Annotated in this window: 20 protein-coding genes and 1 tRNA gene; 15 read left to right on the forward strand and 6 right to left on the reverse strand. The window is 65.5% G+C overall.

Going from position 1 to position 22502, the window contains the following annotated elements; genetic code table 11:
• Nucleotides 1-5: 5 nt before the first annotated feature.
• Nucleotides 6-2303, reverse strand: a complete 2298-nt coding sequence (locus ACSFA7_RS07625) for an Orn/Lys/Arg family decarboxylase (RefSeq protein ID WP_435498810.1) — start codon at nucleotides 2301-2303, stop codon at nucleotides 6-8.
• A 215-nt stretch (nucleotides 2304-2518) separates the two neighbouring features.
• Here ACSFA7_RS07625 and ACSFA7_RS07630 point away from each other — a divergent pair, with 215 nt between their 5' ends.
• The 5 genes from ACSFA7_RS07630 (at nucleotide 2519) to ACSFA7_RS07650 (ending at nucleotide 5085) form a co-directional block, all read left to right on the forward strand.
• Nucleotides 2519-2944: an NfeD family protein gene (locus tag ACSFA7_RS07630; RefSeq protein WP_435498811.1), complete on the forward strand. Its 426-nt coding sequence runs from the start codon at nucleotides 2519-2521 to the stop codon at nucleotides 2942-2944.
• A gap of 39 nt (nucleotides 2945-2983) precedes the next feature.
• Nucleotides 2984-3913 (forward strand): SPFH domain-containing protein, encoded by a 930-nt coding sequence (locus ACSFA7_RS07635; RefSeq protein WP_042579791.1) that lies wholly within the window; start codon nucleotides 2984-2986, stop codon nucleotides 3911-3913.
• 24 nt (nucleotides 3914-3937) lie between these two features.
• A tRNA-Ser gene (locus tag ACSFA7_RS07640) sits at nucleotides 3938-4028 on the forward strand.
• A 207-nt stretch (nucleotides 4029-4235) separates the two neighbouring features.
• Nucleotides 4236-4595 (forward strand): hypothetical protein, encoded by a 360-nt coding sequence (locus ACSFA7_RS07645; protein ID WP_435498812.1) that lies wholly within the window; start codon nucleotides 4236-4238, stop codon nucleotides 4593-4595.
• A gap of 100 nt (nucleotides 4596-4695) precedes the next feature.
• Nucleotides 4696-5085: a response regulator gene (locus ACSFA7_RS07650; RefSeq protein ID WP_435498813.1), complete on the forward strand. Its 390-nt coding sequence runs from the start codon at nucleotides 4696-4698 to the stop codon at nucleotides 5083-5085.
• 103 nt (nucleotides 5086-5188) lie between these two features.
• Here ACSFA7_RS07650 and ACSFA7_RS07655 read toward each other — a convergent pair whose 3' ends face one another.
• The 4 genes from ACSFA7_RS07655 to ACSFA7_RS07670 all read right to left on the reverse strand — a co-directional run bounded on the left by ACSFA7_RS07655 (nucleotide 5189) and on the right by ACSFA7_RS07670 (nucleotide 8892).
• On the reverse strand, nucleotides 5189-6397 hold the full coding sequence (locus tag ACSFA7_RS07655) for a branched-chain amino acid ABC transporter substrate-binding protein (RefSeq protein WP_435498814.1): 1209 nt from the start codon (nucleotides 6395-6397) through the stop codon (nucleotides 5189-5191).
• A 137-nt stretch (nucleotides 6398-6534) separates the two neighbouring features.
• Nucleotides 6535-6930: a hypothetical protein gene (locus ACSFA7_RS07660; protein ID WP_435498815.1), complete on the reverse strand. Its 396-nt coding sequence runs from the start codon at nucleotides 6928-6930 to the stop codon at nucleotides 6535-6537.
• Nucleotide 6931: 1 nt separating this feature from the next.
• Complete coding sequence (locus tag ACSFA7_RS07665; protein WP_093432372.1) at nucleotides 6932-7375, reverse strand: DNA polymerase III subunit chi; 444 nt, start codon at nucleotides 7373-7375, stop codon at nucleotides 6932-6934.
• A complete protein-coding gene (locus ACSFA7_RS07670) occupies nucleotides 7372-8892 on the reverse strand; it encodes a leucyl aminopeptidase (protein WP_435498816.1) in 1521 nt (506 codons plus the stop codon). The genes ACSFA7_RS07665 and ACSFA7_RS07670 overlap by 4 nt, the downstream gene beginning before the upstream one ends.
• Nucleotides 8893-8913: 21 nt before the next feature.
• Here ACSFA7_RS07670 and lptF point away from each other — a divergent pair, with 21 nt between their 5' ends.
• The 8 genes from lptF (at nucleotide 8914) to ACSFA7_RS07710 (ending at nucleotide 14830) form a co-directional block, all read left to right on the forward strand.
• Entirely contained in the window at nucleotides 8914-10053 is a 1140-nt protein-coding gene (gene lptF / locus ACSFA7_RS07675; protein WP_435498817.1) for an LPS export ABC transporter permease LptF, read from the forward strand.
• Nucleotides 10050-11159: an LPS export ABC transporter permease LptG gene (gene lptG, locus ACSFA7_RS07680; RefSeq protein ID WP_435498818.1), complete on the forward strand. Its 1110-nt coding sequence runs from the start codon at nucleotides 10050-10052 to the stop codon at nucleotides 11157-11159. Before lptF ends, lptG begins: the two co-directional genes overlap by 4 nt.
• Complete coding sequence (locus ACSFA7_RS07685; RefSeq protein WP_435498819.1) at nucleotides 11156-11533, forward strand: sirohydrochlorin chelatase; 378 nt, start codon at nucleotides 11156-11158, stop codon at nucleotides 11531-11533. The genes lptG and ACSFA7_RS07685 overlap by 4 nt, the downstream gene beginning before the upstream one ends.
• A 62-nt stretch (nucleotides 11534-11595) precedes the next feature.
• Nucleotides 11596-12537, forward strand: coding sequence for a CysB family HTH-type transcriptional regulator (locus ACSFA7_RS07690; protein ID WP_435498820.1), 942 nt, complete (start codon nucleotides 11596-11598; stop codon nucleotides 12535-12537).
• A complete protein-coding gene (locus ACSFA7_RS07695; RefSeq protein WP_435498821.1) occupies nucleotides 12534-13706 on the forward strand; it encodes a pyridoxal phosphate-dependent aminotransferase in 1173 nt (390 codons plus the stop codon). The genes ACSFA7_RS07690 and ACSFA7_RS07695 overlap by 4 nt, the downstream gene beginning before the upstream one ends.
• 28 nt (nucleotides 13707-13734) lie before the next feature.
• Nucleotides 13735-14109 (forward strand): rard protein, encoded by a 375-nt coding sequence (locus ACSFA7_RS07700; RefSeq protein WP_435498822.1) that lies wholly within the window; start codon nucleotides 13735-13737, stop codon nucleotides 14107-14109.
• 13 nt (nucleotides 14110-14122) lie between these two features.
• A complete protein-coding gene (locus tag ACSFA7_RS07705; protein WP_435498823.1) occupies nucleotides 14123-14572 on the forward strand; it encodes a DUF3592 domain-containing protein in 450 nt (149 codons plus the stop codon).
• 99 nt (nucleotides 14573-14671) lie between these two features.
• Nucleotides 14672-14830 carry a DUF3309 family protein gene (locus ACSFA7_RS07710; protein ID WP_013541242.1) on the forward strand — a complete coding sequence of 53 codons (159 nt, stop codon included), beginning with the start codon at nucleotides 14672-14674 and terminating at the stop codon, nucleotides 14828-14830.
• A gap of 53 nt (nucleotides 14831-14883) precedes the next feature.
• On the opposite strand, the gene hrpA is transcribed toward ACSFA7_RS07710, so the two are convergent.
• The gene (hrpA, locus tag ACSFA7_RS07715; protein WP_435498824.1) at nucleotides 14884-18747 is read right to left on the reverse strand and encodes an ATP-dependent RNA helicase HrpA; all 3864 of its coding nucleotides are present in this window, start codon (nucleotides 18745-18747) and stop codon (nucleotides 14884-14886) included.
• A 385-nt stretch (nucleotides 18748-19132) separates the two neighbouring features.
• Between hrpA and ACSFA7_RS07720 the strand changes: the two genes are divergently transcribed.
• Both ACSFA7_RS07720 and argA read left to right on the forward strand, forming a co-directional pair.
• Nucleotides 19133-21115 (forward strand): AAA family ATPase, encoded by a 1983-nt coding sequence (locus ACSFA7_RS07720; protein ID WP_435498825.1) that lies wholly within the window; start codon nucleotides 19133-19135, stop codon nucleotides 21113-21115.
• A 40-nt stretch (nucleotides 21116-21155) separates the two neighbouring features.
• Entirely contained in the window at nucleotides 21156-22502 is a 1347-nt protein-coding gene (gene argA / locus ACSFA7_RS07725) for an amino-acid N-acetyltransferase (RefSeq protein WP_435498826.1), read from the forward strand.

Genomic DNA, 22502 nt, shown 5'->3' on the forward strand with positions numbered 1-22502 from the left:
CCAGATCAGCCCACCTTGCGCACGCAGTCGGCGTAGTAGCGCTTCTTGCCCGTCTCGTCGACACGCGCCACGAGGCCGTGGATGTCGGTCTCGAAGCCCGGGCACTGCAGGTTGAATTCGCGCGAGAACTTCAGGTAGTCGACGATCTTCTTGTTGAACACTTCGCCCGGAATCAGGAGCGGAATGCCCGGCGGATACGGCGTGATCAGGCTGGTCGTGATGCGGCCTTCGAGCTCGTCGATTTCCACGCGCTCGGTCTTGCGGTGCGCGATGTGGGCGAAGGCGTCGCTGGGCTTCATGGCCGGCGTGAGATCGCTCAGGTACATCTCGGTCGTCAGGCGCGCCACGTCGTAGCGGGCGTAGAGCTGGTGGATGTGCTGGCACAGATCGCGCAGCCCCAGGCGCTCGTAGCCGGGGTGCTGCTGGCAGAACTCGGGAAGGATGCGCCACATCGGCTGGTTGCGCGCGTAGTCGTCCTTGAACTGCTGCAGCGCCGTGAGCAGCGTGTTCCAGCGGCCCTTGGTGATGCCGATGGTGAACATGATGAAGAAGCTGTAGAGGCCGGTCTTTTCCACGATCACGCCGTGCTCGGCAAGGAACTTGGTCACCACGCTCGCGGGAATGCCGGTCTCGGCGAAGTTGCCTTCCAGGTCGAGGCCGGGCGTCACGATGGTCGACTTGATCGGGTCGAGCATGTTGAAGCCATCGGCCAGATCGCCGAAGCCGTGCCAGTTGCGCGGGCTCTTCTTGTTCTTGGGCTTTCCGTCCTTCTCGCCCTTCATGATCCAGTCGTCGGCACGGCCGATGCCTTCGTCGACGAGCTTCTCGGGGCCCCAGACCTTGAACCACCACTCGTCCTTGCCGAACTCTTCCTCGACCTTGCGCATGGCGCGGCGGAAGTCGAGCGCCTCGAGGATGCTTTCTTCCACCAGCGCGGTGCCGCCGGGCGGCTCCATCATGGCAGCGGCCACGTCGCAGCTCGCGATGATCGCGTACTGGGGGCTGGTGGACGAGTGCATCAGGTAGGCCTCGTTGAAGAGGTCGCGGTCGAGCGCGCGATTCTGCGAGTCCTGCACGAGCACGTGGCTGGCCTGGCTGATGCCGGCCAGCAGCTTGTGCGTGGACTGCGTGGCGAACACCAGCGATTCCTTCGGGCGCACGCGGCGCTTGCCCATCGCGTGGTAGGCGCCATAGAACGGGTGGAAGGCGGCGTGCGGCAGCCAGGCCTCGTCGAAATGCAGCGTGTCGACGTAGCCGTCGAGCATGTTCTTGATGGTCTCGGTGTTGTAGATCACGCCGTCGTAGGTCGACTGGGTGAGCGTCATCACGCGCGGCTTGACCTTCTCGTGGTCCGCGTCGGCCAGGAGCGGGTTGGCCTTGATCTTGGCCTTGATGGCGCTCTGCTCGAACTCGCTCTTGGGAATCGGGCCGATGATGCCGAAGTGGTTGCGCGTGGGCTTCATGAACACCGGAATCGCGCCGGTCATGATGATCGCGTGCAGGATCGACTTGTGGCAGTTGCGGTCGACCACCACCACGTCGTCGGGCGCCACCGTGTGATGCCACACCATCTTGTTGCTGGTGCTGGTGCCGTTGGTCACGAAGAAGCAATGGTCGGCGTTGAAGATGCGCGCGGCATTGCGCTCGCTGGCCGCCACCGGGCCGGTGTGGTCGAGCAGCTGGCCCAGTTCTTCCACCGCGTTGCACACGTCGGCGCGCAGCATGTTCTCGCCGAAGAACTGGTGGAACATGCGGCCCACCGGGCTCTTGAGAAACGCCACGCCGCCCGAGTGGCCCGGGCAATGCCAGGAGTACGAGCCGTCTTCCGCATAGTCGATCAGCGCCCTGAAGAACGGCGGCTGCACGCCTTCCAGATAACTCTTGGCCTCGCGGATGATGTGGCGCGCCACGAACTCCGGCGTGTCCTCGAACATGTGGATGAAGCCATGGAGCTCGCGCAGGATGTCGTTGGGGATGTGGCGCGCGGTCTTGGTTTCGCCGTAGATGTAGATCGGCACGTCCGCGTTCTTGCGCCGCACCTCGCCGATGAAGGTGCGCAGGTTCAGCACGGCCGGGTCGAGGTCGGGGCCGACCGTGAATTCCTCGTCATCGATCGACAAGATAAAGGCGCTGGCGCGGCTTTGCTGCTGAGCGAACTGGCTCAGGTCGCCGTAGCTCGTGACGCCCAGCACCTCGAAGCCCTCGCTTTCGAAGGCCTGCGCGAGCGCGCGAATGCCGAGGCCCGAGGTGTTTTCGGAGCGGAAGTCCTCGTCGATGATGACGATGGGGAAGCGGAATTTCATGAGCAGGGCTCCGGACAGGCAATAAGGCGAGGCAATGAGGCGAGGCGCGAAGTGTACGGAATTCAGATGAAGAATCTGGTCAGCCTGGTGCAAGACATTCGAGCAATGGCGGTACAGGGCACTCCCCTGGGGCCAGTACCCCTACGCGGGGCAAGCGCTTGGCGCCCTATGCCTCAGAATGGCGCGCATCGAACAAGCAAAAAAGAGGAGTTGTCATGGCGAATTCCACCATCTGGTGGCTGATCGCAGGAGCCGCCATCGTGGTCGAGTTGCTCTCGGGCACGGTCTACCTGCTCCTGCTGGCGGCCGGCTTCGCGGCAGCAGCCATCGCGGCGCACCTGGGCTTCGGCACTATCACCCAATTGATCGTGGCGGCGGTGATCGGCGTGGGTGCCGTGCTGGTCTGGTACTCGATTCAGCGCAAACGCCCGCGAGCAGCAGCCGCCGGCACCAACCGCGACGTGAATCTCGACATTGGCGAGAGCGTGCATGTCGATGCATGGAACCCCGATGGCACCGCCACCGTACGCTACCGCGGCGCCCAATGGACCGTCGTGCAGCGCGCGGGCCATGCGCCTTCGACGGGCGAATACCGCGTGGTCGAGGTGGTCGGCAGCCGCCTCGTCGTCGACAAAATCTAGTCAGTCAGAACTCAAGAACTCGGAACAAGGAAGAGCACCATGGAATTCTCGGTCCCCCTCATCATCCTGGTCATCGCGATCATCTTCATCAGCCAGTCGGTCAAGTTCGTGCCGCAGCAGAACGCCTGGGTGCGCGAGCGCCTGGGCAAGTACCACGGCACCATGACGCCCGGCCCCAATTTCCTGATCCCGTTCATCGACCGGGTGGCCTACAAGCACAGCCTGAAGGAAATCCCGCTCGACGTGCCGAGCCAGATCTGCATCACGCGCGACAACACGCAGCTGCAGGTTGACGGCATCCTCTACTTCCAGGTGACCGACCCGATGCGCGCGAGCTACGGCTCGTCGAACTACATCGTGGCCGTGACGCAGCTCGCGCAAACGTCGCTGCGCAGCGTGATCGGCAAGCTCGAACTCGACAAGACCTTCGAGGAACGCGACGTCATCAACGCCCAGGTGGTGGCCGCGATCGACGAGGCCGCGCTCAATTGGGGCGTGAAGGTGCTGCGCTACGAAATCAAGGACCTGACGCCGCCGAAGGAAATCCTCTTGGCCATGCAGGCGCAGATCACCGCCGAGCGCGGCAAGCGCGCGCTGATCGCGGCGTCGGAAGGCCGCCGCCAGGAGCAGATCAACATCGCCACCGGCGAGCGCGAGGCCTTCATCGCCCGCTCCGAAGGTGAAAAGCAGGCCCAGATCAACAACGCCCAGGGCGAGGCAGCCGCCATCACCGCGGTGGCCACGGCGACGGCGGATGCCATCGAACGCGTGGCGGCCGCCATCCAGCAGCCCGGCGGCGAACAGGCCGTGCAACTCAAGGTGGCCGAACGCGCGGTCGACGCCTACGGCAAGGTTGCAGCCGATTCCAAGACCACGCTGATCGTGCCGAGCAACATGAGCGAGACCGCGGCGCTCATTGCCTCGGCGATGCGCATGGTCCAGGCCGGCAAGCCGTCGAATCCGAGTTGAGCGACTGCTATAATCGTGGGCTCAGGAGCGGTGGATGAGCGGTTTAAGTCGCACGCCTGGAAAGCGTGTGAGGGTTAATAGCCCTCCGCGGGTTCGAATCCCGCCTGCTCCGCCAGAGATTGATTGTTCGTAACCGTTCACGAACATGCAGACAGAGACAGCAGGAAGCCCAAGTCGCCACAAGCACTTGGGCTTTTTGTCTTCCAGAGTGTCATATGACACGTTGCTTCCCAACAACCGGGATCAAGGCGCCAATGGGCTCATCCGGCGGTACGATCCAAAGGTTTTACTTTCAAGCGCTAGAAATTCGCAAGGAGCCTCGATGGCTGGACAGACCGCAACAACGTCGCGTGACAAGACCACTCTGGACAAGACGCTTCAAAAAAGCGAAGAAGTCGCTGCTGACGTGCAACGGGCGTCGGACAACCTGGCCGTGGTGAGCACGGTGCTCGAGCAGGAGCTGCCCGACGAGATCCAGGTCGGCGAAGTGGCGCAAGCCATCGAACACACGAGCCAGCTCGAGGAAAAGCTGGCCAAGTCGGCGGAAAAACTGGCCGAGGTGAATGCCGCGCTGAGCGAAGAGATCGAAAAGCGCCTCGAAGTGACTGCCGAGCGCGACGAGAGCCAGGCGCTGGCCGAAAAGCTCAAGGCAAAGATCCGCGGCGCCGACGGCTCGAATTGAACCGGCCCGAGAACAACGTTCCCTCGGTCCGTCTCCCTTCTCCTACGCTGCGGCCACGCTCGGCACGCTACGCTATTGGTTCTCAAAGCGAAACCAAGGCATGGCCCTCATCACGTTCCTCGTCGAGGACAACAAGACCATCAGAGACAATCTGGTCCCGGCACTGGAGGATCTGGTCAACGGCCGGGTGGTCGGCTTTGCCGAGACCGAGTCGGACGCGCTGGCATGGCTCGCGGCTCACCCCGACGACTGGCAACTCCTGATCGTCGACCTGTTCCTGAAAGAAGGCTCCGGCCTGGGTGTGCTGGCCGGTTGCAAGACCCGCTCGGCGGATCAGCGGGTCGTGGTGCTGAGCAACTACGTGACCGTGGACATCCGGGCCCGCTGCGAAGCGCTGGGGGCCGACGCAGTGTTCGACAAGTCGCGCGATCTCGACGCCTTCATCGAGTATTGCAACACCGACCGCCCCTCGGGCCTCGCCGCGCTCTGACGACGCTGCGCTTGCTCACTTGCAGCGCACCATGAGAAAAGGGCCCGAAGGCCCTTTTCTCTTTAGCAGGCGAACCGCGCGAATGCGCGGTTGCCAATGTGCTTCAGCGCACCACGGCGATCTGCGTACGCACGCCACCCTTGTACGTGAACAAGGTCAGCGCGCCGTTCTTGATGTCGCCCTTTTCGTCGAAGGCGATCGGGCCGGTCACGCCCTTGTATTGCAGCTTGCCGATTTCGGGCAGGTACTTTTCCGGTTCCGACGAACCGGCCTTGACCATGGCCTCGGCCAGCACGTTGACCGCGTCATAGACGTACGGTGCATAGATCTGCACTTCGACGCCGTTCTTGGTCTTGAACTTGGCCTTGAAGTCTTCCAGCGGCTGCTTGAAGTCACCGTCGACACCGCCGGCTTCAGCGCAGACCACCATGTCTTCGCCGATGGCATCGCCAGCCAGCTTCGGCAGTTCGCCGGTGCACAGGCCGTCGCCGCCCATGAACTTGACGTTCAGGCCGAGTTGCTTGACTTGCTTGAGCATCGGGCCGCCGACGGCGTCCATGCCGCCGAAGAACAGAACGTCGGGCTTGGCAGCCTTCAGCTTGGTCAGGATGGCGTTGAAGTCGGTCGACTTGTCGGTGGTGAACTCGTGGCCCACGATGGTGCCGCCGGCTGCCTTGGCGGCCTTCTCGAATTCTTCGGCAACGCCTTGGCCATAAGCCGTGCGGTCGTCGATCACGGCAATGTTCTTGCCCTTGAGCGTGTCGACGGCGTACTTGCCGAGCGTGCCGCCCAGTTGCGTGTCGTCAGCCACCACGCGGAACGTGGTCTTGAAGCCCTGGCGCGTGTACTTGGGGTTGGTTGCCGACGGCGAGACCTGCGGGATGCCAGCGTCGCTGTAGAGCTTGGAAGCAGGAATGGTGGTGCCCGAATTCAGGTGACCGACCACGCCGTTGACCTTTTCGTCGACCAGCTTCTGGGCAACGGCCGTGCCTTGCTTCGGATCGCCAGCGTCGTCTTCCGGCACCAGCACGAACTTGGCAACCTTGTCGCCGATCTTGAGGCCCTTTGCATTCAGGTCTTCGATGGCCATCTTGGCGCCGAACTCGTTGTCCTTGCCAAGGTGGGCAATGGGACCGCTGGTCGGGCCGACGTGACCGATCTTGACGACCAGTGCGTCGGCAGGAGGTGCTGCGGGCGCGGGGGCAGCCGCCGTGGGCGCCGGCGTTGCAGCGGGTGCAGCAGCTTCTTCTTTCTTGCCGCAAGCCACCAGCGTGAGTGCAGCCAGTGCGACCGCAGTCCATTTCAATTGCATGGGAAACCTCCAGAACTTGGATGAAAACAATAAAAAACCGGTCGTGTGATCCGGGCGCGCAGACCTCGCAAGTTTCGCGCCGCAGACCAGCGGCACCCTCACGCCATTCCGACCTGCGGCGCAGTTTAGCCGAGGATTTATGCGCCGGAAGCTGGCGTAGACCCTGTGTTTTCGGAGAGTTCGGCGGCCATCGATTCGATCACCAGCGCGCGCAAAACGGCTTCGATTTCACCGCGCAGGCGCGGCACCATGTCATCGAGTTGTTGCTGGACTGCGGCGGACACCGCATCGCTCAATCGCTCTTCGAGAGAGAGGTCGACGCGTTGCAGCACGCGATGCAAAAGCTGCTCTTCGAGGCTGACGATTTCAGCCTGCGTGAGCTGCGCCACGGGCGGCAATGCGACCGCGCTGGCTGGGTCTGGCTGTGGCGCCGGCGCATCGGCCGGCTCGGGACTCGCGGGCTCCGCCGGGATATCGAGCACCGTGGTCAGCGTGGGAACGAACCGGGGCGGCGTGCGCAGCGTGCTGGCCATGTCAGGAAGCGCTCCTTGCGAAGTCGTGCGGCTGGATGGTGTAGCCGCGGTCGGCGTAATGGCGCCAGCGCGAGCGGCCGATCTGCCGGTCGTTGGCTTCGTCGCTCACGATGTCGATCAGGCGCTCGAAGCGCTCGAACCCGGCCGGCACTTCGAGACCCAGGTTCACCAGCATCTCGCGGTGCGGCAGCGATGCCGCATCGGCGCCCTCCGAAGAAAGGATCACAGGCGAACGGGCCACCACGTGGGCTTGCGCATCGCCGCGGCAGTGCGCGACGAAGTCGACGGGCGACAGTTGCCAGAGCGCGGCATCGACCGCATCGAGCGCCTGTGCATCGCCGACCACCACCACCCGCAGACCGCGGGCATTCACCGCCTTGCGAACGAGCCGGCAAGCGTAGTTCAGCTTGTCGGGCGCATTGAAGTGAAAGCCGATTTCCGTCACTTCGGGGACCGGGCCTTGCGTGCCGAGGCCTTCGGCTCTGTCTTGGCTTTGACCTTGGGCGTGGCGGAGGCAGCCTTGTCGGCCACGCGAGTCGTCAAGTAGGACACCAGCAGCCCCACGGGCCGGCCCGTCGAGCCCTTGGCCGCCCCGCTCTTCCATGCGGTGCCCGCGATGTCCAGGTGCGCCCAGGGGAAGTCGCCGACAAAGCGCTGCAGGAACTTGGCCGCGACGACCGCACCGCCGGCACGGCCGCCGATGTTGGCCACGTCGGCGAAGTTGCTCTTGAGGCCTTCGGCGTACTCGTCGTCCAGCGGCAGGCGCCAGCAACGGTCTTGCGATGCCTCGCCGGCCGCCTGCAGCGCTGCTGCCAGCGTCTCGTCGCTCGCGAACATGCCGCTACGCACGCCGCCGAGCGCGATCACGCAGGCCCCGGTGAGCGTGGCGATGTCGATCACCGCCGCCGGTTCGAAGCGCTTGGCATAGGTCAGCGCATCGCACAGGATGAGCCGGCCTTCGGCGTCGGTGTTGAGCACCTCGATGGTCTGCCCGCTCATGCTGGTGACCACGTCGCCGGGCTTGACGGCCTTGCCGTCGTTCATGTTCTCGCACGAAGGAATGAGACCGACCACATTGATCGCCGGCTGGATCTCGCCGAGCGCGCGGAAGGTGCCCAGCACGCTCGCGGCGCCGCACATGTCGAACTTCATCTCGTCCATCTCGGCCGCGGGCTTGAGCGAGACGCCGCCGGTGTCGAAGGTGATGCCCTTGCCGATCAGCACCACCGGCGCCTGATCCTTGGGCGCGCCCTGGTAGCGCAGCACGATGAAGCGCAGCGGCTCGGCCGAACCCTGCGCCACTGCGGCGAAGGAGCCCATGCCCAGCTTCTCGACCTCCTTGGGCCCGAGCACTTCGCACTTGATATTGTCGAGCTTGGCCAGTCCCTTGGCGGCTTCGGCCAGCAGCGTGGGCGTGGCGTGGTTGGCGGGGCGGTTGCCCCACTCCTTGGCCAGCTCGATACCCAGCACGGTGGCGCGGGCCTCGTCGAAGGCTTTGCCTGCACCGGCTGTGTCGGCCACGCCGACGGTGAGGTGACGGATGCTGCGCGCCTCGGCTTTCGACTTGGTGGTCGTGTAGACATAGCTGGCATCGGCCGCAGCCGAGACGGCGCTGGCCACGGCGGCACCGTCCGCCGGCTGGGCAAAGACGACGACGGCCCGCTTGGGCCGATGGGCCTTGGCCGCATTGACTGCCGCGATCACGCCGCTGCGCACCGACGCGGGCTTGCCGTCGCCGATGGCCGCGAGCACCACGCGGGAGGCCACGACGTCGTCGGGGCGGTAGAGTGACAGGAGCTTGCCGGCCTTGTCGGGCAGATCGCCGGCCTTGCGGGCACTGGCGGCCAGCACGGAAAGAGCGTCTTTGGAGGTGATGGCCGCGCTGCCGACGAGCACGATGAGGACGTCGGATTTTTCGGCTGCGGCCTGGGCGATGGTGAGGGGCTTGAGTTGAAAGTCCATAATCCTTTTTTTCCTCTAACGATGTTATTCCATTCTTCCCTACGCAAGGAGCTGTCGCGCAGCTTCGGAGCGACCCTCGTGGTTCTGGTCACCATCGTGATGACCATGATGCTCATCCGTACCCTCGGGCTCGCGTCCAAGGGCAGTGTGAACCCGCAAGAGGTGTTCCTGGTGATGACCTACACGGTGCTCGGCTACATGCCGACCATCCTGAGTCTGAGCCTGTTCATCGCCATCGTCGGGACCCTCTCGCGCATGTACCGCGACAGCGAAATGGTGATCTGGTTCTCCAGCGGCCGGGGCCTCGCCGACTTCGTGGAGCCGCTGTTCCGCTTCGCCTGGCCGGTGCTGCTCCTGATCGCCGTGATGGCGATGGTGGGCTGGCCCTGGGCCAATTCGCAGACCATGGGCATGCGCCAACAGTACGAGCAGCGCAGCGACATCGAACGCGTCACGCCCGGCGAGTTCCGTGAATCGTCGGGCCGCATGCGCGTCTTCTTCATCGACAAGGACACGCCGGACGGCGCCACCGCCACCAACGTCTTCATCTGGGCGATCGAGCGCGGCCTGCAGATCACCACCTCGGCGCGCAGCGGCCGCATCGAGGACGTGGGACCCAACCGCTTCCTGATGCTGAGCAACGGCCAGCGCCTGGAGCGCCCGCTGCTGCCGACTTCGGGCCTCAAGATCAGCGAGTTCAAGACCTACGGCACCCGCGCCGGCGGCAGTTCCGATGCCACGGCCAACACCACGCCACCGCGCGCCCGCACCACCCTGTCGCTGCTGCGCGACCGCAGCAACGCGAGTCTGGGCGAGCTGGGCTGGCGCATCGGCATGCTGCTGGCAGCCATCAACTTCGTGCTGCTGGCGCTGACCGTCTCCAGCGTCAATCCGCGCGTGGGGCGCAGCGGCAACCTGCTGTTCGCGCTGTTTGCCTTCGTTATTTACTACAACCTGCTGAACCTGGGGCAGAGCTGGATCAGCTCCGGCCGCTACGGCATGGGCACGTTCATGCTCCTCTTGCACGGCGGCGTCTTCCTCATCGGCGTGGCGTGGCTGGGCCTGCGCAACAACAACTGGGGTCGCCGCACCACCCCCGGGCGCGTGATCGCCGGCGGCCTGGCGACCCCGCAGTCTTCCAAGATCGACCCGACCACGTGAAAACAATCCGACGCCTGATCTACGTCGAGGCACTGAAGGCGGTGGCCTTCGTGACGCTCGGCTTCCTGTGCCTGTTCTTCTTCTTCGACTTCGTCGACGAGCTGCAATCCGTCGGCAAGCCCGAAAGCCTCGCCTATGGACCGATGCAGGCGCTGATCTACGTGGCGCTGCTGGTTCCCAGCCACCTCTACGAGCTGCTGCCGATCACCGTGCTGATCGGCTGCATCTTCGTGATGGCGCGCCTCGCGCAGAGCTCCGAATACACCATCCTGCGCACCAGCGGGCTGGGCCCATGGCGCGCGTTGCGCACCCTCCTCTTACTCGGCGTGGGCTTCGTCATCCTGACCTTCGCCATCGGCGACTACATAGCGCCGCTGTCCGAGCGCACCGGCCAACTGCTCAAGTCGCGCTACCAGGGCACGTACTCGCTGGTGGGCAACACCGGCGCCTGGCTCAAGGAGAAGCGCGACAACGTGTCGTATGCCGTGAACGTGCTGTCGATCTCGCGCGACGGCTCGCTCAAGAACGCGCGCATCTTCGAATTCGATGCCAACGGCTATGTGAGCAAGCAGCTGGTCGTCAAGTCTGCCCGCATCCTTGACGGGCACTGGGCGCTGGCGGACATCGAGAAGCAGGACTACGACACCCGCAGTGCCGCCGACAAGGCCCGCATCGTCACCACCGAAATCCCGCAGATGGACTGGCCGACTTCGCTGACGGCCGAAATGGTGTCGGTGGCGCTGCTGCGGCCGGACCGCATGAGCACGATCGACCTGTTCGACTACATCCGCCACCTGGACGCCAACGGCCAGACGGCGCAGCGCTACGAGATCGAGTTCTGGCGCAAGGTGTTCTATCCGCTGTCGTGCCTGGTGATGGTGGTGCTCGCCCTGCCCTTCGCCTACCTGCACTTCCGCCAGGCCGGCATCACGACCTATGTGTTCGGCGGCGTGATGATCGGCATCAGCTTCTTCCTGCTGAACAACGTGTTCGGCTACCTTGGCAATCTCAGCAATTGGTCGCCATGGCTCACGGCGGCGGCGCCGGGGCTCATCTACTCGGTGATGTCGTTGACGGCCTTCAGCTGGCTGGTTTTACGAAGATGACCATCGGCGCTGCCACGCGAGGCATCGTGCTGCTGGCGCATGGTTCGCGCGACGAGCGCTGGCGCGAGCCCATCGAGGCGGTGGCCGCGCGGGTCCTCCAGGACGACCCCGCGGCCCGCGTCGTGTGCGCATACATGGAGCTCGCCACACCGGACCTTCATTCGGCCGTGGCAGGCCTGATTGCCGGCGGCGCCACCGCCATCCGCATCGTTCCGCTGTTCCTCGGCATGGGCAAACATGCCCGCGAAGACATGCCGCTGCAGCTCGACACCCTCCGCAAGACCTGGCCGCAGGTCGATTTCTCGCTCGCCCGCATCGTCGGCGAGGAGCCCGAACTGGTCGAATTGCTGGCCAGAATTGCGGTCAAATCCTGAGACCCGGAAATTTCGATAGATTGCGAAGGCATAATGAATTCCGCAATAAGACGGAATTTGATATGAATCTGCACCAATTCAAGTTTGTTCAGGAAGCCGTGCGGCGCAACCTGAACCTTACCGAGGCCGCCAAGGCGCTCCACACCTCGCAGCCCGGCGTCTCCAAGGCGATCATCGAACTCGAAGAAGAGTTGGGCGTCGAGATCTTTGCGCGCCACGGCAAGCGCCTCAAGCGCGTGACGGAGCCGGGCCAGCATGTCATTGCCAGCATCGAACTGATCATGCGCGAGGTGGGCAACCTCAAGCGCATCGGCGAACAGTTCAGCGCACAGGACAGCGGCACCCTCTCCATCGCCACCACCCACACGCAGGCGCGCTACGTGCTGCCGGTGCCCGTGGCCAACCTGCGAGAGGCCTATCCGAAGGTCAACGTGAGCCTGCACCAAGGCTCGCCCGACCAGGTGGCGCGCATGGTGATCGACGAAATCGCCGAGATCGGCATCGCCACCGAATCGCTCGACGGCTACGCCGAACTCGTGACCCTGCCCTGCTACGAGTGGCAGCATGTGCTGGTGCTGCCCAAGGACCATCCGCTGGCCGGCAAGGAGCGCATCTCGCTCGAAGACCTGGCGCTCGAGCCGATCATCACCTACCACCCGTCGTTCACCGGCCGCACGCGCATCGACCACGCCTTCGCGCAGAAGAAGCTCACGCCGCGCATCGCGCTCGAGGCCATCGACTCCGACGTGATCAAGACCTACGTGCGCCTGGGCCTGGGCGTCGGCATCGTGGCCGAGATGGCGGTGCGCGACGAATCGAACGCCGACCTCGTGGTGCGCCCGATGGGCCATGTGTTCGGCCAGAATATTGCCCGTGTCGCGTTCAAGCGCAGCGCGTACCTGCGCAACTTCGTCTTCAAGTTCGCCGAGCTGCTGTCCGACCGGCTCGACCGCAACCTGATCGCAAAAGCCCTGAGCGGCCATCAACAAAACTACGAACTATGAGTACTGTGCTTTCCCCACGCACGCCCGAGATCACCACCAAGCTGCCGGCAGTCGGCACCACCATCTTCACCGTCATGTCGGCGCTGGCCGCCGAGAAGAACGCGGTCAACCTCGGGCAGGGCTTTCCGGATTTCCATTGCGATCCGAAGCTGCTCGAAGACGTGACGGCCGCCATGGCCGCGGGCCACAACCAGTACCCGCCGATGCCGGGCATTCCGGCGCTGCGCGATGCGATCGCCGCCAAGATTTCCGCGCTCTACGGCCACAGCTACAGCGCCGCCACCGAGATCACGGTCACCGCGGGCGCAACGCAGGCCATCATCACCGCCATCCTCGCCATCGTGCGGCCTGGCGACGAGGTGATCGTGCTGGAGCCCTGCTACGACAGCTACGTGCCCAACATCGAGTTGGCCGGCGGCAGCGTGGTGCGCGTGCCGCTCGTGCCCGGGACCTTCCGCCCCGACTTCGACAAGATCGCCGCGGCGATGGGCCCGCGCACGCGCGCGATCATCATCAATACGCCGCACAACCCGAGCGCCACGGTCTGGACCGAGGCCGAGATGCGCAAGCTCGAGGAACTGCTCGCCCCGACCGACGTGTTCGTGATCGCCGACGAGGTCTACGAGCACATGGTGTTCGATGCCGCCCGCCACGAAAGCGTGGCCCGCTTTCCGGGCCTGGCGGCGCGCAGCTTCATCGTCAGCAGCTTCGGCAAGACCTACCACGTGACCGGCTGGAAGGTCGGCTACGTGGCCGCGCCCGCGCCGCTGATGGCCGAGTTCCGCAAGGTGCACCAGTTCAACGTGTTCACCGTCAACACGCCGATGCAGCACGCACTCGCTCAGTACATGGCCGAACCGAAGCCGTATCTCGAACTGCCGGCCTTCTACCAGCGCAAGCGCGACCTGTTCGCCGCAGGCCTCGCCGAAAAGACGCGCTTCAAGCTGCTGCGCAGCGAAGGCAGCTACTTCCAGTGCGTGGACATCTCGGCCGTGAGCGATCTCTCCGAGGCCGACTTCTGCCTATGGCTCACCGGCGAAATCGGCGTGGCAGCGATTCCGCTGTCGGCGTTCTACGGCGACGGCTTCGACCAGCGCGTGGTGCGCTTCTGCTTCGCAAAGAAGGACGAGACGCTGCTCGCCGCGCTGGACCGGCTCGCGAAGCTCTGACGCTGGCGGCGAGGACCCGGGTGCCGCGATGACGATGAACCGGCCGCGCTGGATCCTGCTGGTGCTGGGCGTTTCCTTCCTCGCAGTGGGCGTTGCCGACGCCTTCGTGCCCCCGCTTCGTGGCAAGGACTACAGCGCGCTCGACGTGGCGCATGCGTTCCTGATCTCGGCGCTCTGCTACACGTGGTGCCGGGCCGAGGGCCTGACGCGTGGCGTGATCCCGCCCGGCCGCTCGGCGCTGCTCGCGGGCGTCTTTCCGCTGCTGGGCATTCCGGTCTATTTCTTTCGCACGCGGCCTTGGCGACGGGCACTGGTTTCCACGTTGGGGGCCGCAGGCTTCCTGGTCGCGGGCCTGCTGCTCGCGGCCGCCGGCACCCTGTTGACCGAGTCGGTGCGGGCCTGAGAGGATCGCCCGCATGAACTCCGTCCGCATCGTCAAGATCGTCTTCGGCCTCGTCGGCGCATCGATGCTTGTCGGCGCATGGTTGCTCCACCGGAACACCTCGGCATTCATCGCCTCGGCCAGCAAGGCACAGGGCGAGGTGATCGAGTTGCAGTCCGTGGGAAGTTCGCGCCGCAACAGCTCGCCGACATGGCGCCCGCTGGTGCGCTTCAAGGCGCCTTCGGGCGCGATCATCGAGTTCGCGCCGTCGAGCAGCAGCAACCCGCCCGCGTATAGCGAGGGCGAGGTCGTGGGGGTGTTCTTCAACCCCGCCAACCCGCAAGACGCCCGGCTCGACGGCTTCTTCGACCTCTGGGGCGGTGCGACCATCGTCGGCGGGCTGGGCGCCGTCTTCCTGGCCTTTGCCGTGGCCATGCACTTCCTGCTTGCAGGCGCACCGGCAAAGCGCCGACGCCCACGGTAGGACAGCCCTGACCGCCGAAGGGGTGGCTCTCCGGCCCTTCGCGCACCCCGGGACGGCCAGCATCAAGGCTCGTTACAACAAACGTCCCAGGAGAAAACCATGTCCCTCTCGTTCATTCTGCTGATCGTCCTGATCCTGATACTGATCGGCGCGCTGCCGAGCTGGGGCTACAGCCGGTCCTGGGGCTACGGACCCAGCGGCGGCGTCGGCCTCATCGTGCTGATCGTCGTCATCCTGGTGCTCATGGGCCGCATATAGCAGCGCCCACACCGCAATGAAGAAAGCCCCACCGGAAACGGCGGGGCTTTTTTTCAAGCCTGCAGCTGGGCCCAGGCCTTGTCCAGCCGCTTCACGCTCACCGGTTGCGGCGTGCGCAGCTCCTGGGCAAAGAAGCTCACGCGAAGCTCCTCGAGCAGCCAGCGGAATTCGAGCATGCGGTCGTCCACCACGCCCTTGCGTTCGGCAACCAGCCGCCAGTAACGCTGCTCCTGCGGGCGCAGCTCGGCCAGCTTGGCGGTGTCGCGCGCGGGATCGGCGCGCAGCTTGTCCAGGCGCAGCACGATGGCCTTCAGGTAGCGCGCGAAGTGCTGCAGCTGCGTCCATGGCGAGTCGGCGATGAAGCGCTTGCCGACGAGCTTCTGCAACTGCTGCGCGGCATCCTGCACGGCCTCGGGCTGGATCTTGGTGTCCTTGATCTTGCGCGCGGCAGCGGCGTACTCGACGAGGATGGTGGACGCAAGCCGCGCCACCTCGTTCGCGATCAACGTGAGCCGCCCGCGCCCCTCTTCCAGCCGGCGCTTGAAGGCGAACTCGTCGGTCGGCAGCGGCTCCTGCAGGAAGGCCCGGTCGATGGCCACGTCGATGATCTGCGCGCGCAACTCCTCGGAGGGGCCGAGCGGCATGTAGGCCACGGCCATCTTCTGCAGGTCGGGGATGTTCTTCTCGAGGTACTTGAGCGCGTCCTTCAGCTGCAGCGCGAACAGGCGGCGCAGGCCCGCACGGTGCTTCGCGGCGGCCACGGTGGGTTCGTCGAACACCTCGATCGTCACCGCATCGCCTTCGTCGCGCAGCGCGGGAAAGCCGATGAGCGACTGCGAACCGCGGCGCACTTCCATCAGCTCTGGCAGCTCACCGAAGGTCCAGGCCGTGTAGCGCTGGCCTGCGGGCAGCGCGGGCGCCGCCTTTTCGGGCGCGGCACTTTTCGCAGGCGCCTTGCCTTCATCGGCGGCTGAGGCCTTCGGCGCGGGCGACGCTTTCACGTTGAGCCCAGCCAATGCCTGGAAGGCGCCGCGTGCCTGCACGCCCAGCTCGGCCTTCAGTGCACCCAGATTGCGCCCCATACCCAACTGGCGACCGTGCTCGTCGACGATGCGCAGGTTCATGAACAGGTGCGGCGGCAGCATGTCGAGCTTGAAGTCGGCGCGCTTCACGTCGATGCTGGTCATGTCGCGCACGCGCTTGAGCAGCACGTCGGTGAGCGATCCGGTACCGAACAGCTCGGGCTCCGACAGCGCCTCGGCCAGCTTCGTCGCCGACTCGGGCAGCGGCACCAGCCGCGAGCGCGGGCGCTGCGGCAGGCTCTTGAGCAGCGCCTGGATTTTGTCCTTGAGCATGCCCGTCACCAGCCACTCGCAGCGCTCCTCGCTCACCTGGTTGAGCACGAAGAGCGGCACGCTGACGGTGAGGCCGTCCTTCGCGTCGCCGGGTTCGTGGAGGTAGGCCGCGGCGCAGTCGACGCCGCCGAGCCGCAGCGTGGCCGGGAACGATTGCGTCGTGATGCCGGCTGCCTGGTGGCGCATCAATTCGTCGCGCGTCAGGTACAGGAGGCGCGGCTGTTCTCTCGAGGCATGGCGATACCAGTTCTCGAAGCTGATGCCGCTCGCCACGTCGGCGGGCAGTTGCGCGTCGTAGAACGCGAAGATCAGCTCCTCATCGACCAGCACATCCTGCCGACGCGCCTTGTGCTCCAGGCCTTCGACCTCGCGCACCAGCTTGCGGTTGGCCGTGAGGAACGGGGATTTGCTTTCCCACTGGCCGCCGACCAGCGCTTCGCGGATGAAGATCTCGCGCGCCGCGACCGGATCGACCTTGGTGAAGTCGACGCGGCGCCCGCTGTACACCACGAGGCCGTACAACGTCGCACGCTCCAACGCCGAGACCTGCGCGCCCTTCTTCTCCCAATGCGGATCGAGCAGTTGCTTCTTCAGCAGATGCCCCGCCACCTGTTCGAGCCACTGCGGCTCGATGTTGGCGATGCCGCGGCCGAAAAGCCGCGTGGTTTCGACCAACTCGGCCGCGACGATCCAGCGGCCGGGCTTCTTCTTCAGGTGCGCGCCGGGGTGCTTGTAGAACTTGATGCCGCGCGCGCCGAGGTACGCCTCGTCGTCCTCGAGCTTCCAGCCGACGTTGCCCAGCAGGCCGGCGAGCATCGACAGGTGCAGCGGCTCGTAGCCGGCCGGCTCCGCGTTGATGCGCCACTTGTGCTCGGTGACCACCGTGAGCAACTGCGAGTGGATGTCGCGCCATTCGCGCACGCGGCGGATGTTGATGAAGTTCTGGCGCAGCAACTGTTCGTACTGGCGGTTGCTGAGCTTGTGCGTGTCACCGTGGCCGCCACGTGCGTCGGCAATCCATTTCCACAGGCGCAGGTAGCCGCTGAATTCGCTCTTCTCGTCGTCGAACTTCGAATGCGCCTGGTCGGCCTGCTGCTGCGCTTCCATGGGCCGGTCGCGCACGTCCTGCACGCTGAGGGCGGAGGCGATGACCAGCACCTCTTCGAGCGCGCCGCGCGTGCGGGCTTCGAGAATCATCCGGCCGACGCGCGGGTCGAGCGGCAGCTTGGCAAGCTCGGCGCCGGTGGCGGTGAGCTCGTTCGCGTCGTCGACCGCGCCGAGTTCGTTGAGCAGCTGGTAGCCGTCGGCGATCGCTCGCGGCGACGGCGCTTCGAGAAACGGAAACTGCGCCACGTCGCCCAGCCGCAGCGACTTCATCCGCAGGATCACGCCCGCGAGCGAGGAGCGCAGGATTTCCGGATCGGTGAAGCGCGGGCGGCCTTGGAAATCCTTCTCGTCGTACAGCCGGATGCAGATGCCGTTCGCCACGCGGCCGCAACGGCCCGCGCGCTGATTGGCCGCGGCCTGGCTGATCGGCTCGACCAGCAACTGCTCGACCTTGCTGCGGAAGCTGTAGCGCTTGACGCGCGCCGTACCGGTGTCGATCACGTAGCGGGTGCCCGGCACCGTCAGCGAGGTTTCGGCCACGTTGGTGGCGAGCACGATGCGCCGGCCGGTGTGGCTGTCGAAGATGCGGTCCTGCTCGGGACCCGAGAGCCGTGCGAACAGCGGCAGCACCTCGGCGTTGCGGAAGAGCGGCTGGTGACTCAGGTGGCGACGCAGGTGGTCGGCGGCTTCACGGATCTCACGCTCGCCGGGCAGGAAGACGAGGATGTCGCCCGCGTTGTGCGGATCGCGCCAGAGTTCGTCGACGCCGTCGGCGATCGCGTCGTTCAGGTCGTGTTCGCGCGATTCTTCGAAGGGACGGTAGCGCTGCTCGACCGGGAAGGTGCGGCCCGACACATAGATGATCGGCGCCGGGCCCTTCGAGGATGCGAAGTGCTGCGCGAAGCGGTCGGCGTCGATGGTCGCCGAGGTCACGATCACCTTCAGGTCGGGACGACGCGGAAGGATCTCGCGCAGATAGCCGAGCAGGAAGTCGATGTTCAGAGAACGCTCGTGGGCCTCGTCGATGATGAGCGTGTCGTAGGCCTTGAGCAGCGGATCGGTCTGCGTTTCGGCGAGCAGGATGCCGTCGGTCATGAGCTTGACCGAGGCGTCGCGGCTCAGGCGGTCCTGGAAGCGCACCTTGAAGCCGACCACGTCGCCCAGCGGCGTCTTCAGTTCTTCGGCGATGCGCTTGGCCACCGAGCTTGCGGCAATGCGCCGCGGCTGCGTGTGGCCGATGAGCCGGCCCTTGCCCGGCTCGGCGTTGATCTTGCCGCGGCCGAGCGCCAGCGCGATCTTGGGCAACTGCGTGGTCTTGCCCGAGCCGGTTTCGCCGCAGACGATCACGACCTGGTTCGCCTGGATGGCGGCCATGATTTCGTCGCGCCGGCCGGAGACGGGAAGCGATTCGGGAAACTCGATGCGCAAGGGGGCGGAGGGTGTCGTGGTCGTCAAGGGAGAGCAGTCGTCGTCGGCACGCGGCGGGCAAACCGTCGATTATCGGCGCGCACCGCGGCTGTTGCACAGCTTCCACAGTGCGGTGTGCCTGTGCAACGGGTGGCGTAAATAGTCTTTACTCTACCGCAACCCCTCGCTAGGATCGCGTCCATGTCCTTCCTTGCCCTCACCCCGTTGCGCAGCCGCTGCGCACGCCATGCGCTCCCAACGCATGGCCGGGTCAGGTTGCTCCGCCCGGCCTGAGGCCCGCGCCACTTTCTCGAGTCGCGCGCTTCAGGCACAGAAGCGCAGCAACCGTCCCTTCACAGCGTCTGCCTGCCGCTCCCTCCTTGCGAGGGGGTGGCCGCTTTTTCGTACCTGTTTTATTCAAAAAAATCATTCCATGTCCACCGACATCCATTCCGAACTGCATGCCGAGCTCGCCGAGCGAACGAAGCACCTGCAGACCGTCGCCCGATCGCTGAAGGAAGAACTCTTCGGCATCGACGACATCATCGATCGCGTGATCGAATCGCTGCGCGCCTGGTATGTGCTGCCGCAACTCATCAGCCGCCCCGTCATCGTCTGTCTCTGGGGCCTGACCGGCACCGGCAAGACGCAGCTGGTGCGCAAGCTCGCCCAGCACCTGGGCTTCTACGACCGCTTCATCGAAGTGCAGATGGACGGCTTCAGCCACGGCTCGGGCCACCACAGCCGCGGCTCCATCTCGGCCATGCTGGCCGAGTCGGGCATCGTCGAGGGCACGCCGGGCATCCTGGTGCTCGACGAGTTCCAGCGCTTTCGCACCGTGGACGGCAACGGCCACGATGCCAAGGTCGAGCGCTACCAGGACGTGTGGGCACTGCTGTCCGACGGTCGCCTGCCGCCGGCGCTCTCGATGCTCGGCGAGATCGAGTCCTCGCTCGCCTACGCCGAGTACGAGCAGGACCGTGACGGCCCTGCCGACAAGAAGAAGCTCAAGAAGCGCAAGCTGCACCTCTCGCCCTGGGAGGCGCGCGAAGTCAAGCGCTGCCTGAAGCTGCCCGAGACCCTGCTGCAGATCATGGCGTGGAAGCCTGCCGAGGTGCATGCGCGCCTGCGCGCCTTCCGCGACACGCAGAAGAACTGGGAAACCGACTACAGCAAGCTTCTGGTGTTCGTCTCGGGCAACCTGGACGAGATGTACGCCGAGACCGCCCAGCGCGTCGAGGACTGCGACACCGATGCCGACATCTTCCACGCGCTGACCAAGAAGCTCTCGGTCATCGACGTGAAGAAGGCGCTCGCCAATCGTTTCCGTCCCGAGCAGATCGCGCGCCTGGGCAACAACCACGTCATCTACCCGTCGTTCAACCGCGCGACCTACGTGCAACTGATCCTGTCGATCTGCGACCGCTACGTGAGCGAGATCCAGGAAAGCTCCGGCGTGCGCTTCGTGCTCGACGCGGGCGTGTACGAGCAGATCTATGCCAACGCCGTGTTCCCGGCGCAGGGCACGCGCCCGCTGTTCTCGTCGATCCACTCGATCCTGAGCGCGACGCTGGTCAACGCGGCGCTGTGGGCGCTGGAGCACGGCGCGGACGGCGGCGAGCCGGTGTGGCTCTCGCTGGACGCGAGCGTGCCCTGCATCGTGGCGAAGTACCGCAAGGCGCGCCGCCAGTTCCCGGTGGTGCTGGAGCTCAACCGCCTCAAGCAACGTTCGAGCGAGGACTTCCGCGCCCTGCTCGCGGTGCACGAGGCCGGCCACGGCGTGATCTACGGCGTGCTCTTCGGCCGCGCGCCGCAGGAGATCAAGATCAACGTGGCCTCGTTCGAGGGCGGCTACAACAGCTACGAGCAGCGCAAGACCTGGTCGAAGGAGAACCTGCGCGACCGCATCTGCGTGAGCCTGGCGGGCCGCGCCGCCGAGCAGATGGTGTTCGGCGGCGAGGCCTGCACCTCGGGCGCCTCGCAGGACTTCATGCAGGCCACGGCCAACGCGGCGCAGTACGTGCGCCACTACGCCTTCGGCTCGCGTCTGAGCCGCACCGACGTCGCGAACGACGCCGACGACAACCTGAACACCGACCTCGAGGCGACGAACCCGGAGATCGAGGCGCTGCTCGTGCAGGAGCACGCTCGCGCGCTCGCACTGCTCGAAACGCACACGGCCGCGCTGATGGCGGTGGTCGATGCTCTGATGCGCGAAGGCTCCATCGCCCCGGCCGAACTGGCCGCCGTGCTCGACCTGCCGGCCACCCCGGCGGGCGAGTCGACCGACGCCTACGCGGCGCTGCTCGCGACCTTCCGCGCCCGCAAGGGCGGCCTGCCGCTCCCGGCACCGGAGCCCGACCTGAGCGCAGGCCTCCCGGCGGTCGCGGCCCGCGTGCTGCGCGCATTGGCCTGAACCGTACGAAACCCTTCCCAAGAATGCACAATCACGCCCCATGTCCACCGTCTTCAATTTCACCTTCGTGCCCTGGTTCCGCTCGGTCGCGCCCTACATCCACACGCACCGCGGTAAGACTTTCGTGGTCGGGCTCGCGGGCGAGGCGATCGCGGCGGGCAAGCTGCAGAACATCGCGCAAGACCTGGCGCTGATCCAGAGCATGGGCGTGAAGATCGTGCTGGTGCACGGCTTCCGTCCGCAGGTCAACGAACAGCTGGCCGCCAAGGGCCACGAGGCGCAGTACTCGCATGGCATCCGCATCACCGATGCGGTGGCGCTCGACTCGGCCCAGGAAGCCGCCGGCCAACTGCGCTACGAGATCGAGGCGGCCTTCAGCCAGGGCCTGCCGAACACGCCGATGGCCGGCTCGACGGTGCGGGTGATCTCGGGCAACTTCATCACCGCGCGCCCCGTGGGCGTGGTCGACGGGGTCGACTTCAAGCATTCGGGCCTGGTGCGCAAGGTGGATGCCTCGGGCATCCGCCGCACGCTGGACTTCGGCGCCATGGTGCTCATGTCGCCCTTCGGCTTCTCGCCGACCGGCGAAGCCTTCAACCTCACGATGGAAGAAGTCGCCACCAGCGTGGCCATCTCGATCCAGGCCGACAAGCTGATCTTCCTGACCGAGATTCCCGGCATCCGCATGGACAGCGAGCTGCCCGAGAGCGAAGACAACCCGATCGACACCGAACTGCCGCTGGACGCCGCCGAGAAACTGCTCGCGTCCCTGCCTCCGGCGCAAAAACCCACCGACACCGCCTTCTACCTGCAGCACTGCGTGAAGGCCTGCAAGGGCGGCGTGGAGCGCAACCACATCCTGCCCTTCGCGCTCGACGGTTCGCTGCTGCTGGAGGTGTACGTGCACGATGGCGTCGGCACCATGGTGATCGACGAAAAACTCGAAAGCCTGCGCGAAGCGACGGTGGACGACATCGGCGGCATCCTGCAACTGATCGAGCCCTTCGAGCGCGACGGCACGCTGGTCAAGCGCGACCGCACCGAGATCGAGCGCGACGTGGGCCATTACACGGTGATCGAGCACGACGGCGTGATCTTTGGCTGCGCGGCACTCTACCCGTATCCCGAGGCGAAGACCGCCGAGATGGCGGCGCTGACCGTCTCTCCGCTGTCGCAGTCGCAGGGCGACGGCGAACGCATCTTGAAGCGCATCGAGCACCGCGCCAAGTCGATGGGCCTCGATAGCATCTTCGTGCTCACCACGCGCACGATGCACTGGTTCCTCAAGCGCGGGTTCCAGCAGGTCAACCCCGACTGGCTGCCCGAAGCCCGCAAGCGCAAGTACAACTGGGACCGCAAGAGCATGGTCCTGGTCAAGAAGATCTAA

It is taken from the genome of Variovorax trehalosi (genome assembly GCF_051216415.1).
Classification (GTDB): Bacteria; Pseudomonadota; Gammaproteobacteria; order Burkholderiales; family Burkholderiaceae_C; genus Variovorax.

Bases quoted from the DNA above. Each gene is read 5' to 3' on its own strand.
- argA (WP_435498826.1), top strand. From the start codon at position 21,156: ATGTCCACCGTCTTCAATTTCACCTTCGTGCCCTGGTTCCGCTCGGTC.
- ACSFA7_RS07655 (WP_435498814.1), bottom strand. From the start codon at position 6,397: ATGCAATTGAAATGGACTGCGGTCGCACTGGCTGCACTCACGCTGGTG.
- ACSFA7_RS07630 (WP_435498811.1), top strand. From the start codon at position 2,519: ATGGCGAATTCCACCATCTGGTGGCTGATCGCAGGAGCCGCCATCGTG.
- ACSFA7_RS07685 (WP_435498819.1), top strand. From the start codon at position 11,156: ATGACCATCGGCGCTGCCACGCGAGGCATCGTGCTGCTGGCGCATGGT.
- ACSFA7_RS07710 (WP_013541242.1), top strand. From the start codon at position 14,672: ATGTCCCTCTCGTTCATTCTGCTGATCGTCCTGATCCTGATACTGATC.
- ACSFA7_RS07645 (WP_435498812.1), top strand. From the start codon at position 4,236: ATGGCTGGACAGACCGCAACAACGTCGCGTGACAAGACCACTCTGGAC.
- ACSFA7_RS07650 (WP_435498813.1), top strand. From the start codon at position 4,696: ATGGCCCTCATCACGTTCCTCGTCGAGGACAACAAGACCATCAGAGAC.
- ACSFA7_RS07635 (WP_042579791.1), top strand. From the start codon at position 2,984: ATGGAATTCTCGGTCCCCCTCATCATCCTGGTCATCGCGATCATCTTC.
- ACSFA7_RS07660 (WP_435498815.1), bottom strand. From the start codon at position 6,930: ATGGCCAGCACGCTGCGCACGCCGCCCCGGTTCGTTCCCACGCTGACC.
- ACSFA7_RS07720 (WP_435498825.1), top strand. From the start codon at position 19,133: ATGTCCACCGACATCCATTCCGAACTGCATGCCGAGCTCGCCGAGCGA.
- ACSFA7_RS07700 (WP_435498822.1), top strand. From the start codon at position 13,735: ATGACGATGAACCGGCCGCGCTGGATCCTGCTGGTGCTGGGCGTTTCC.
- ACSFA7_RS07670 (WP_435498816.1), bottom strand. From the start codon at position 8,892: ATGGACTTTCAACTCAAGCCCCTCACCATCGCCCAGGCCGCAGCCGAA.
- ACSFA7_RS07625 (WP_435498810.1), bottom strand. From the start codon at position 2,303: ATGAAATTCCGCTTCCCCATCGTCATCATCGACGAGGACTTCCGCTCC.
- ACSFA7_RS07705 (WP_435498823.1), top strand. From the start codon at position 14,123: ATGAACTCCGTCCGCATCGTCAAGATCGTCTTCGGCCTCGTCGGCGCA.
- lptF (WP_435498817.1), top strand. From the start codon at position 8,914: ATGTTATTCCATTCTTCCCTACGCAAGGAGCTGTCGCGCAGCTTCGGA.
- ACSFA7_RS07690 (WP_435498820.1), top strand. From the start codon at position 11,596: ATGAATCTGCACCAATTCAAGTTTGTTCAGGAAGCCGTGCGGCGCAAC.
- ACSFA7_RS07695 (WP_435498821.1), top strand. From the start codon at position 12,534: ATGAGTACTGTGCTTTCCCCACGCACGCCCGAGATCACCACCAAGCTG.